At 50.6% G+C, this 12,068-nt stretch carries 11 protein-coding genes; 9 read left to right on the top strand and 2 right to left on the bottom strand.

Annotated features, from left to right (window positions below; genetic code table 11):
* Nucleotides 1–12: 12 nt before the first annotated feature.
* Nucleotides 13–1,113 carry a C40 family peptidase gene (locus HQN87_RS27240; RefSeq protein ID WP_173139735.1) on the top strand — a complete coding sequence of 367 codons (1,101 nt, stop codon included), beginning with the start codon at nt 13–15 and terminating at the stop codon, nt 1,111–1,113.
* A 245-nt stretch (nt 1,114–1,358) separates the two neighbouring features.
* On the opposite strand, the gene HQN87_RS27235 is transcribed toward HQN87_RS27240, so the two are convergent.
* Both HQN87_RS27235 and HQN87_RS27230 read right to left on the bottom strand, forming a co-directional pair.
* Nucleotides 1,359–1,766 (bottom strand): hypothetical protein, encoded by a 408-nt coding sequence (locus HQN87_RS27235; RefSeq protein ID WP_173139733.1) that lies wholly within the window; start codon nt 1,764–1,766, stop codon nt 1,359–1,361.
* A 274-nt stretch (nt 1,767–2,040) separates the two neighbouring features.
* A complete protein-coding gene (locus HQN87_RS27230; protein WP_036694965.1) occupies nt 2,041–2,208 on the bottom strand; it encodes a DUF1328 domain-containing protein in 168 nt (55 codons plus the stop codon).
* Between the two features lie 188 nt (nt 2,209–2,396).
* Between HQN87_RS27230 and HQN87_RS27225 the strand changes: the two genes are divergently transcribed.
* The 8 genes from HQN87_RS27225 to HQN87_RS27190 all read left to right on the top strand — a co-directional run bounded on the left by HQN87_RS27225 (nt 2,397) and on the right by HQN87_RS27190 (nt 12,050).
* On the top strand, nt 2,397–2,903 hold the full coding sequence (locus HQN87_RS27225) for a DUF948 domain-containing protein (protein ID WP_173139731.1): 507 nt from the start codon (nt 2,397–2,399) through the stop codon (nt 2,901–2,903).
* Between the two features lie 69 nt (nt 2,904–2,972).
* Complete coding sequence (locus tag HQN87_RS27220; protein ID WP_173139729.1) at nt 2,973–3,509, top strand: hypothetical protein; 537 nt, start codon at nt 2,973–2,975, stop codon at nt 3,507–3,509.
* A 95-nt stretch (nt 3,510–3,604) separates the two neighbouring features.
* Nucleotides 3,605–3,952, top strand: a complete 348-nt coding sequence (locus HQN87_RS27215; RefSeq protein WP_173139727.1) for a YflT domain-containing protein — start codon at nt 3,605–3,607, stop codon at nt 3,950–3,952.
* A gap of 185 nt (nt 3,953–4,137) precedes the next feature.
* Complete coding sequence (locus tag HQN87_RS27210; RefSeq protein WP_173139725.1) at nt 4,138–5,310, top strand: SpoIIE family protein phosphatase; 1,173 nt, start codon at nt 4,138–4,140, stop codon at nt 5,308–5,310.
* Nucleotides 5,307–8,975 carry a response regulator gene (locus tag HQN87_RS27205; protein ID WP_173139723.1) on the top strand — a complete coding sequence of 1,223 codons (3,669 nt, stop codon included), beginning with the start codon at nt 5,307–5,309 and terminating at the stop codon, nt 8,973–8,975. Before HQN87_RS27210 ends, HQN87_RS27205 begins: the two co-directional genes overlap by 4 nt.
* An 82-nt stretch (nt 8,976–9,057) precedes the next feature.
* Nucleotides 9,058–9,927: a CheR family methyltransferase gene (locus tag HQN87_RS27200; protein ID WP_173139721.1), complete on the top strand. Its 870-nt coding sequence runs from the start codon at nt 9,058–9,060 to the stop codon at nt 9,925–9,927.
* 17 nt (nt 9,928–9,944) lie between these two features.
* Nucleotides 9,945–11,615, top strand: a complete 1,671-nt coding sequence (locus HQN87_RS27195; protein ID WP_173139719.1) for a hybrid sensor histidine kinase/response regulator — start codon at nt 9,945–9,947, stop codon at nt 11,613–11,615.
* A gap of 96 nt (nt 11,616–11,711) precedes the next feature.
* Nucleotides 11,712–12,050, top strand: coding sequence for an STAS domain-containing protein (locus tag HQN87_RS27190; protein WP_173139717.1), 339 nt, complete (start codon nt 11,712–11,714; stop codon nt 12,048–12,050).
* Nucleotides 12,051–12,068: the final 18 nt, after the last annotated feature.

The raw sequence follows: 12,068 nt of genomic DNA, 5'->3' as shown, positions 1-12,068 counted from the left end.
CGGGGGAACGCTATGATCGTATCACCTAAGAAATTTACAGCATCATTATGGGTTTCTGCATCACTGGCATTATCCTTGGGAGCATTCAGTCCGGAGCAGGCTTTGGCTGCATCGGATTCTTCTATTACGTCTTTGGCGGCGTCTGCCGGACAGACAGGCATCATTCAAACCTCTGTCCGGCTGCGTACAGATCCTTCTACCGATGGCAAGGTCCTGAAATATCTGAGTAAAGGTGACCAGGTTGTTATTCTGGAGGCCGCAGGCAGCTATTGGTACAAAGTAAGAACAGCAGAGGGGATCACCGGTTATACCAGCTCGGGAGATTCCTACATCCGCGTGGTTACGGCTTCCGCCCCTGCATCTCAGACCGCAGTTATCCAGGCCACAGTCCGTCTTCGGGAGACCCCTTCCTCAAACGGCACGATTATGGGATACTTATATAAGAATGACCAGATTACCATCCTTGAAGCTACGAACAGCTATTGGTACAAAATAAGAACCGCCGCGGGTCTGGTCGGTTATACGAGCTCGGACAAGCAGTATATTGCTGCGGCGGGTATCTCAACGCCTGCTCCTGTACCCGTGCCGGTTCCAACACCGGCACCTGTGCCAACACCGACACCGGTACCTACGCTTGCGCCTGTGCCTGTACCAACGGCCGGGGGGGACCAGACTGCTGCAATTGAGCGTGTAATCTCAGCGGGTATGGGTTACTTGGGGACACCGTATGAATTCGGCTCCAGCCGGAATGATACTAGGACCTTCGACTGCTCTGATTTCATCCGCCAGATCTTTATGGATGCAGCGAATTTGAAGCTGCCTGCCGATTCCCGGCAGCAGGGGGATTGGGTGAAGCAGAATAACACAGCCGTAACGGATATTGCAGGCCTGAAGCGCGGCGATTTAATGTTCTTCATGGATTATAAAGGGAGTTCGTCCTCTGCGTATGCGGGGATCGACAAGTCTGCGGCAAGAATTACGCATGTAGCCATGTATTTGGGTGACGGACAGCTGTTACACACCTACTCTGTAAGCTCCGGCGGCGTAAGGGTAGACAAATTAAGCGCTTCATGGATGAATCGTTTCCTTTACGGAGGCTCGGTCATCCGCTAATTATATAGCTAGGGCAGGAAGAAGCGACAGGCAGTACAAGTTTGTGACGGGTGAACGAGTGCGGGTGTTTTGCGGGGTTATCCCTTCAGTAGAAGATTCTACTGAAGGGATAACCCTTTTTTTCTATGAATATGAACACAAAAAAAAGGCCGTTTGGACTAACGTCCACGGGCCTTATGGTATGATATATCCGTTGAGTCATAGCTGCAGCGAATGAGCAGCTATGACTCATATGTGTAAGTAGCTTATGGAGTGATGATATAAGCGGAGGAAGGAACCTTGATCCAAGCTTTGCCCAGCCAAGTATATACTTCTCTCCATTCGTTACCCATAGCGTCTCTCATAATCACACCTGTAGTATCGACTGTCTGTGCACTCAGCCAGCCAGCAGGAGTTGCCATGCTTCCCATAGTAAGGTGGAATGCTGTGATTTTTGTTAGAATGATCTGAGGAGTCGCAGGTTTGACATCTGCTGGTGTAATTACCGGGTCAGCCGGGTTCAGGTAAGTGGCTCCTGTTACAGTAGTTACTGCATCAGAAGAAGTGGTTTTAGTAGTGTCTGTTGTACCTGTTGTCACCTCGGCGGCGGAAGCTGTAGCTGCTATGGAAGCCATAAGACCCATTGCTACTGTTAAACTGGCTAATTTTTTCATTGATGATTCCTCCTGGTATTGTTGTTGGTGTGATTTTCTATGTTTGCACTGTGCTAATAAGGATGTAAACATAAATTGCATCGAATGAACCATTGTTAGAAATAAATTTATTTTTTCTTTGTGTTCTGCCGGGATGAACAGCTTCTAACAGCGCTATAACAACAGATTTGAACAGCAGCAGGCCCGGAGGCTTCCAGGCGGAAGCCTCCGGGCCTGACGATACTACCTGGTTACAGTCAGCAAACGGTAGGGTTCTTTTCATTAAGAAGGTTGTTTACATTGAACGTCCCCTGCGCCCCATGAAGAGCGAAACCACAAAGAGGATCAGGAAGATGTAGAACAATACCTTGGCGATCCCGACAGCCGCCGCCACAATATTGAAGAATCCGAAGATACCGGCAATCAGCGCAACTACCAGCAGAATTATTGACCATCTTAGCATGAGATGTCATCCTTTCTGTGTGTTGATGTAGTCATTGTTTAAACGATGCTTATCCATTTGAAACAGGCGGAGCGAAAGGAGGATTCCAGGGGCTTGACCCTTTGTTTCGGCCGAATTCGGTAAGGGTAACTATGCAGTATCAGGCAGAGCACACCGACAATTTAGACATTTTGGAAGGGGTTATGGAAATGATCATTGAACTTAGCGTAGCACTTGTTGCTGTTGCATTCGCAGTACTCGTATTCTTCTTAATCAAAACCTTGAAGTCAGCGAAGGAATCCCTCGACAAGGTCAGTCAGACTCTGCAGGAAGTTCAGAAGACTATTGATGAGCTGACGTATGAAGTGAAAACAACCGTCAGACACGCCAATGACATCACGGCCGATGTCCAGAGCAAAATTCAGAAGATTGACCCGATCGTCGATTCTGTGAAGAATCTGGGCGATGTGATGAATGAGCTGACATTGACCGTGAAGCAGGTATCAGTAACTGTCATTGAGAAATTCCGTAAATCGCGTGAGCTGAAGGACAAGGCGAAATCGGTATCCATTGCCGAAGCGCCGCTAACGCCAGCCGAAGAGAGAACCGTCCAATCCTATGAGGCAGTCAATGCAAGCAAGTCCAAGGGCAAAATAGCAACAGCGCTCAAAAGCGTGGATGCTGCAGCAGCGATCTGGCAGAAATTCCGCCCTTAATCTATTGTAATGAGATACGGCAGGGCTCATGCCGAGGGCAACTTCAGCTTATGAAAGGCGGGAACTTACATGAAAATGGTTATTCTCTTACTAAGTCTGCTGTCTCCCTTCATATCTGTACCGCCGCAAGATGAGACTATCCCTGCCGAACCTTATACTTCCGTGCAGCCCCCGGTAATGTTTGCCTTCGGGCATAACCTCAGTACCGATTCCTACATAAGCAGCTTCGATTCCTTGTCCGGCATCAGCTTATATATGCCGGAAGATTCGCTGCTGCGGACCAAAGGCACTCCGCTGCAGATTGCCCCCGATCCCTGGGCCGATTGCCTGGAGTATCAATATGCCGACGTCTCAGCGGGAGTCTGCGGCGGGGTTGTCCTCTATGTACATGCTTCACCCTCCCAGGCTGAGCAATATGGTCTGAAGCTCAATGACCGGCAGTTGAACCCGCAGACGATGAATGTGCAGGATATACTGGGGACTCCCGATTTTGAAGCCGAGGACGGCGATGTTTATATAAGAGGAACTGCTGCGCTCAAAATCTACCGCAATATGGATACTGGGGAATGGAACGGGCTCGATTTGTTTGACGGGAATTCCTTCTAGGGCTGTTTCAAGAGGGGCAGATCCGGTTAATGAATGCTCAGTCATCTTTCAACTGCTTTGCCCTCTTAAATTATAAGATCAAGGAGAGTGATTTCATGGATTCAACCGGTACACAGGCCTATGCCAAGCTGCTGGAGAATGGTGTTCAGGCCATAGAAGAAGTGAAACGGCTGCAGAGCAGCGGCTACACCAGAGATGATCTTTATGTGATCAGTCACGATGAAGACCGCGAAGGCCGTATCGTGGATGCTGCTGATGTCAATGAGGTCGGGTTAAGTGAAGAAGGGTTATTTGGCGCGATCGCGAATCTCTTCCGTTCCCGCGGCGATGCGCTGCGTTCCAAGATTACGTCGCTGGGCTTCAGCAGTGCAGAGGCGGCATTTTATGAGAAAGAGCTTGATTCAGGCAAGGTTCTGGTTATTGCCAAAAGAAACCCGCAGTAATTTCCGCTCAGCTTGTGTGAGCTCTATAGTCCAATAGCGTAACCTCCAGTCCCACTAGATGATAGTGGGGCTGGAGGTTACTTTGTTGAAGACGGGACCTGATTTGTTCCAATATCTAGTGAGTTGGTAACAGGCCGTTTAAATATCGTATGATAGATATATTAATTAGGTGAGGTGAGGAAGACTTGAGAATTCTAATCGTAGATGACAATCCTACCAATGTAATCATTATCCGTGAAATCCTCAAAAAAGAAGATTACCGAAACTTTATAACGGCTTCGTCCGCTAAAGATATGTTAAAACTGCTGGGTGTCAGTACAGAGGCTGGGGCAGAGCCGCCAAGGCCGTCCGATGTGGATCTGATTCTGCTTGATATGATGATGCCCGAGATGGATGGAATTGAAGCCTGCCGTGTGGTGCAGCAATACGAGCATCTCAAGGATATTCCTATCATTATGGTTACTGCCGTAGGAGACTCGAAGAAGCTTGCAGAGGCGCTGGATGCCGGAGCGGTCGATTATGTTACCAAACCGATTAACAAGGTCGAGCTGATGGCCCGTATCCGCCTGGCGCTGCGGCTCAAGCGCGAGAAGGACTGGCATAAGGAGCGGGATCAGCGTATCCAGGATGAATTGAAGCTGGCAGCCCTGGTACAGAATGCAGTGCTTAGTCTGCCGCTTACCGAGGACACCCTGGAGGTACATGCCATTTATCAGCCTTCCTTCGAGCTGGCCGGGGATCTGTATGCCTGGTATCCGCTCGGGGAAGGGCGTTATGCTGTTATCCTGCTGGATATGATGGGGCACGGCATTTCTTCCTCTTTATTTTGCATGTTCCTGGCCTCCGTCCTGAAGGATACCGTGACTACCTATGTTGAACCCGAGAAGGTAATTCAGGAGCTCAACAGGCGCTTTAACCAGCTATATATTGAGAAGCAGCTGGTCCAGTATTATTTCACGGCCATCTATCTGGTGATTGATACCCGGATGAAGCGGATTAACTATGTGAATGCCGGGCATCCGCCGGCACTGTTCTTTGAAGGAGAGGCTAAGACGCCCGTTCTGCTGGAGAGCAACTGCCACCCCGTTGGACTGTTTGACCGGATTGATATCCAGCAGCAGAGCCTGAGCTATGAAGAGGAAGGCCATTTGGTACTGTTTACGGATGGTCTCCTGGAGATGGTGGAGGGAGAGCAGGAGGACCAGCTGAGGTTCATGATCGGGCATCTGAATGCCACTCATGACTGGCAGGAAGAGGTTATGCGCGCTGCCTTCCTGAGCGAACCTGTCAATTCGGACCGTGATGATGATAAATGTCTGGTATGGATCTCTATGAAGAAAGGAACAGATAGGCAATGAAGATTAAGGCGAAACTGCTAATCGGGTTCAGTGCGATGCTGGCCATTATGCTGGCCCTTACCATGATCGGCTATGACAGGCTGCATTATATGAGCGGCCAGCTTGACAGCTACCAGGAGAGATACACCAAGGGACGCGCCTCCTCGGGGCTTCGCGGCGAAGTGAATGATATGGCCCGGATCTTGACGACCTCGATGCTTAACGCAGACACGGTGTCAGTGGAATCCCAGAAGGACCAAATTGAGAGTAAGGTTCTCAAGGCTGATGAGCATCTGGCGAACATTAAGAGCTCATTGAAGACTGCGGAGGAGCTGCAGATGTTATCACGCATCGAGAACTCCTATTCCGCTTATCTGAAATATCAGGATAAGGTCCTGGAGCTGCTGAGCGCAGGGTTCTTTCAGAATGCCAATTCCTACCGCAACACAGAAGGACAGGATATTCAGGACGAGGTGCTGAACAGTCTGAATGTCCTGTCAGATTACAATGCCTTCCGCATGACAGAAGAGACTGCCAATGCCCAGAGCGCTTCCGAAAGATCGATCCAAATGGTAACCCTGATTATGGTGCTGGGACTGCTGCTCGGGCTGGGTGTGATTCTGTGGGTGATCCCAAGTATCACGCGCGGCCTTAGCGTTGTCTCCATGATGATTACGAGCTTCGGCAACGGCAAAATGCGGGCCATCCGCCGGATCAAGGTGAAGTCCAAGGATGAGATTGGTGACGTAGCCCGGGTGTTCCAGCGGATGGCCGAAGATATCGAGCAGAAGCAGCAGCTCGAGCGGTCCTACGCCCAGGCCCAGAGCGATCAGGCCTGGCTGAATGCCAATATAGCCCGGGTCACGGAGCTGCTGCGCGGTGTCAGCTCGCTGGATCAGGTCTCCCAGACCTTTATCAGTGAATTCACTCCTGTGCTGGGAGCCCAGTATGGTGCCCTTTATCTGAAGAGTCAGGACAACCCGAACCTGCTGGTCAGCAGTGCATTCTATGCCGGTGAGGAAGGCGTTCATCCGAAGGAGAGCTTCGAGATCGGGCAGGGGCTGGTCGGCCAGGCCGCTTTGGATAAGCTGCCGATTAAGCTGACCGAGGCGCCGGATAACTATATTTCCGTGTCCTCGGGATTCGGGGAATCGCATCCGGGCTATATTTCTATCCATCCGCTGTTATTCGAGGATGAGCTGCTGGGTGTGGTTGAATTCGCTTCCTTCACCCCGTTCTCGGTGCTGCAGAATGAACTGCTGAATCAGCTGTCGAATAATCTGGGGATCATTCTGAACAATATCAGCCGCAGGCTTGTGGTTGAGGAATTGCTGCGGGAATCGCAGGCCCTCACCGAAGAATTACAGTGCCAGTCGGAGGAGCTGCAGACCCAGCAGGAGGAGCTGCGCCGTTCCAATGAGAATCTGGAGGAGCAGACAGATGCCCTGAAGCGCTCCGAGGAGCTGCTGCAGCGGCAGCAGGGAGAACTCGAGCACTACAACACAGAGCTGGTCTCCAAGACCCGTGCCCTGCAGGATCAGGTGCAGGAGGTTGAAGAGAAGAAGGATGAGATTGAACATGCCCGCGTCCAGCTTGAGAAGCAGGCGATGCAGCTTGCGGTGACCAGCAAATACAAATCCGAGTTCCTCGCCAACATGTCCCATGAGCTGCGGACCCCGCTTAACAGCCTGTTGATTCTTTCACAGCTCCTCACGGAGAATAAAGAAGGCAACCTGAGTGACAAGCAGGTAGAATTTGCCCATACCATCTACATGTCGGGTGCGGATCTGCTCAAGATGATTGATGAGATCCTAGATCTGTCCAAGGTGGATGCCGGCAAGATGGAGCTGAATCAAGAGGAGATTCCGCTGACAGAGCTGAAAACCTTCGTGAAGCAGAATTTCGCTCCGCTGGCCAGCCAAAAGGGGCTGTCTCTGCGCCTCTCGTTCGAAGAGCCGCTGCCTGACAATGTGTATACCGACGGCCACAGGCTGAAGCAGATCCTGCGTAATCTATTGTCCAACGCCTTCAAATTCACCAGCGAAGGTTATGTGGAATTCTCTGTCAGCCGTGCGGAGGGCAAATCTCTGCCCTCTTACCTGCCTCATGAATATGATTATATTGCGATATCAGTCAAAGACAGCGGAATTGGTATTCCGTCCGACAAGACCGATATTGTCTTCGAGGCCTTCCAGCAGGTTGACGGAACGACCAGCCGCAAATATGGCGGCACCGGGCTTGGGTTGTCGATCAGCCGCGAATTAGCCCGCTTAATGGGCGGAGCCATCGGACTGGAGTCCCGGGAAGGGCAAGGCAGCCAATTCACCTTGTACCTGCCAATCAAGGGGAACTTCAGCCTGCTGCCGGGAGCCATAGAAGCTGCGCCTGCCGGAGAGGCAGCGGCGCTTGAACAGTACAGGGAGGCGTTGCCATGGGAGGTGTCCGGAGATATCGCACCAACACCTCCGGTCCCTGTGATCGTCGAAGATGACCGTGAGTCACTGGAGAGCGGCGATAAGGTGCTGCTGATTATCGAAGATGATGAGAGCTTCGCCAAAATACTGCTGGGCATGGCCCGCGGGCGCGGCTTCAAAGCCCTGGTGGCCCTTCAGGGAGATATCGGCCTGCAAATGGCCAAGACCTATCTCCCGGACGCGATTATTCTCGACATTCAGCTGCCGGTCATCGACGGCTGGTCGATCCTCAGGGAACTGAAGAGCGCTTCCCACACCCGCCATATCCCTGTGCATGTGATTTCTGTGAATGACGAGATCAAGCAGGGGCTGATGATGGGGGCGATGGCTTATCTTAGAAAGCCTTCTTCCCGCGAAGCGCTGGACCGGGCCTTCTCGCAGATTGAGAATTATACGGCAAGCACCTTGAAGCATCTGCTGATCGTAGAGGATGACGACATTCAGCGCCGTTCCATCATGGAGCTTATCGGACATGATGATGTTGCTATTACCGCCGTTTCAACGGGCCATGAGGCTCTAAGCGAGCTGCGGAAGCAGAGGTATGACTGTATGGTCCTTGACCTCATGCTGGGTGATATGACCGGATTCGAGCTGCTGGACCAGATCCGTGATGATGAAGAGCTGAATGATCTGCCGATTATTATTTATACCGGTAAGGATCTGGACAGCAAAGAAGAAACACAACTCCGCAAATATGCAGAATCCATTATTATTAAGGATGTCCGCTCGCCGGAGCGGCTGCTGGATGAGACCACACTGTTCCTGCACCGGGTCGAAGCTAATCTGCCGGAGGATAAGCGTAAAATTCTGCAAAAGCTGCACAATAAGGAAGAGCTGTTCGACGGCAAGAAGATTCTGCTGGTCGATGACGATATCCGCAATGTCTTTGCCCTCTCCAGTGTGCTTGAAGGATACCAGATGGAAGTGAAGTTTGCCGAGAATGGCCGGGAGGCCATTGATATGCTTGTCGAGCGGAATGATTTCGATCTGGTGCTGATGGATATGATGATGCCGGAGATGGACGGGTATGAAGCCATGCGCCGTATCCGGCAGATGCCGCAGTACCAGAAATTGCCGATTATAGCCCTTACGGCCAAGGCGATGAAGGAGGACCGGGCGAAGTGTATTGAGGCCGGAGCCTCCGATTATATGAAGAAACCGATCAGTACGGATCAGCTTCTTTCGTTAATGCGGGTCTGGTTGTATTCGTAAGTGTGATTTCGGGGTAATAGCTATACAGTACCATTAAGACCTAGTCCTCAAAAAAGCATCAGGCAAGGGAGCATTGATAACCATGACAGCTATGGAACACGGATATGAGGAGCAGAGTACTCCGCCGGGAAGCAAACAGGAGCTTGAGCAGATTGAAATGGAACTGCTTCTTGACGGAGTGCACCGTCTATATGGGTATGACTTCAGAAATTATGCGCTGCCTTCCCTGAAACGGCGTATCTGGCATCATGTTCATGCTGAGAATGTGCCCACCATATCCGCGCTGCAGGAGAAAGTGCTGCATGACCGTGCCTGCTTCGAACGGTTTGTGTATAGCCTCTCGATTCCGGTGACGGAAATGTTCCGTGATCCCGGACTGTTCCTGACGTTCCGCCAGAAGGTGATTCCGCTCTTGCGGACCTATCCGTATATCAGGATCTGGCATGCAGGCTGTTCCACAGGCGAAGAGGTATACTCCATGGCTATCATGCTGCATGAGGAAGGTCTGTACGACAAGGCGAGGATCTATGCAACGGATATGAACGCCCGTTCTCTGCAGCAGGCCAAAGAAGGCGTGTACGAGATCGGCAAGATGAAGCAATATACGAAGAATTACCTTGAGGCAGGCGGCACGCGTGCTTTCTCGGAATATTATACAGCGAAGTATAATTCAGTGATTCTGCAGCCATACTTGCGCAAGAACATTATATTTGCCGAGCATAACCTGGCTACAGACACTTCATTTAATGAATTTAACGTTATTTTTTGCCGCAATGTAATGATCTACTTCAACGATGAGCTCCGCGATCATGTGCATGGGTTGTTCCATGAGAGCCTCAGCCGGTTCGGAGTGCTGGTCCTGGGTTCCAAGGAATCCATTCATTTCACACGGTACAGTGACAGCTATGAGCCTCTGGACAGGGTAGAAAAAATATACCGCAAGAATAAGTAGCGGGTAAGGAGGGGCCTATGGGGGTTCAGGAACCGATTCATATACTGCTGGTTGATGACCGTCCCGAGAATTTGCTGGCACTGGAAGCAGTGCTGGAGAGTCAGCATTATAAGCTTGTCAAAGCCAATTCTGGTGAAGAAGCACTGCGGTGCTTATTGAAATATGAGTTCGCCGTGATCGTTCTGGACGTTCAGATGCCGGGTATGGACGGTATCGAAACCGCCAAATTAATCAAAGCCAGAGAGAAAACCAAGGATATTCCGATCATTTTTATCTCTGCCAACAGCAAGGAGGCGGAGCATCTGTTCGCAGGTTATTCTGCCGGTGCCATTGATTATATGGTCAAACCCTTTATCCCGCAGATTCTGAAGTCCAAGATCGAAGGCTTTGTTAATTTGTATCTGACCAGCAAGAAGCAGCAGCTTCAAGCGATGCTCCTTCAGCAAAAGACACAGGAGCTTGAACGAATCAACGGGGAGCTGGTCAAGGCTAAGGAAGAGGCGGAGATTGCCGCCAACGCCAAAACCGAATTCCTTGCCATGATGAGTCATGAGATCCGTACACCGATGAACGGGGTAGTGGGCATGATTGATCTTCTGATGGAGACGGAGCTTGCTCCTGAGCAAAAGGAATATACGGAAATTATCCGTAAAAGTGCGGACACCCTGATTACGGTGATTAATGATATCCTTGATTTCACCAAGATGGAATCGGGCAAAATGGAAATGGAAGAACAGTTATTCGAGCTGCACACCACCATTCAGGAGGTTTTCAGCCTGTTTTCCGCCGAAGCCGGCAAAAAAAATCTGGAGCTGGCTTATTTCATCGACCAGAAGCTGCCCCGTCTTATCTATGGAGATATGGCCCGTCTGCGTCAGGTATTAATCAATCTGGTAGCCAATGCGGTGAAATTTACCAACCATGGCGGCGTATATTTAGTTGCGTCCAGTCTGCCTACCGCTGATAATAAACTGGTAGTGGAATTTACCGTGAAAGATACAGGCATTGGAATCTCACCGGAGAAATGTGACCGGCTGTTCCAGCCCTTCTCCCAGCTTGATTCATCTATGACCCGCAAATACGGGGGAACGGGACTCGGTCTCGCTATCTGCAAATCTCTGGTTGGCATGATGGGCGGAGATATCCGTGTGGAGTCGATGGAAGAGAAGGGGGCTACCTTTGTATTCACCATACAGGCTACTATGCCTGAGGATGAATTGGAGAGCAGCTGCCGGGAAGAGGACAGTACAGCGAAGGAGCCGGATGAGGAATGCCGGAGCAGAGTGCTTGTGGTGGATGACCATCCGATTAACCAGCGGCTGATGGTAAGTATGCTGGATAAGCTCGGGTATCATGCCGATGTTGCCGAGGATGGGCGCCAGGCCGTAGAGCTGGCCCGTCAATCACCGTATGATTTCATCTTCATGGATTTGCAGATGCCTGTGATGGATGGGCTTGAAGCCACTTCCCTAATCCGGGAGAACACTAGCGGCTCGCCTGACAAGACGGTGATTATAGCGATGACCGCCAATGTCATGGAAGGCATCCAGAACCGCTGCAGCGCTGCCGGGATGGACGGCTATATCAGCAAGCCGCTCAAGCTGAGCAGCATCAAACAAATTATCTCAAGATATTCAGGCCAGGATAACCCTGCTACCCAGCGGAATACCTCGCTTTTTAATGCCTGACCCAGTAATTCCCATGGCCGGAGAAGTCCTTTTCTTGTTTCAACAGTATACTATTAGGGTTATTGGTAAAGAAAACATTTATCAGGAGAGTTGTCTATGAATACACATAAAAGCGAAAAGTTCCACGCAAAAACCGAAACAGTAGGCACCGTATGCACCGTTTATCTGATTGGTGAGCTTGATTTATCTGTGGCTCCTGATTTCCGTTTGGTCATGGAACCTCTGGTGGGCGATACGGGGCTTGACCTTGTAATCAATCTTAAGGACCTGAGATACATTGACAGCACTGGTATCGGGATTTTGTTGTCGATCCTCAAAGCTAGACACGGAATGGACGTTAAATTTACCGTTGATGAAGTTCCTCCGCAAATACAGAAGCTGTTTGATATGACCGGTATTTCCAAATTTTTTGCCCCCCAAGAGAATTCCCACTAGGAAAGGATCGAACTAAGA

Origin of the sequence: Paenibacillus tritici, assembly GCF_013204885.1 — a bacterium.
Classification (GTDB): domain Bacteria; phylum Bacillota; class Bacilli; order Paenibacillales; family Paenibacillaceae; genus Paenibacillus_AQ; species Paenibacillus_AQ tritici.
This window is presented reverse-complemented; position numbering and strand designations above follow the sequence as displayed.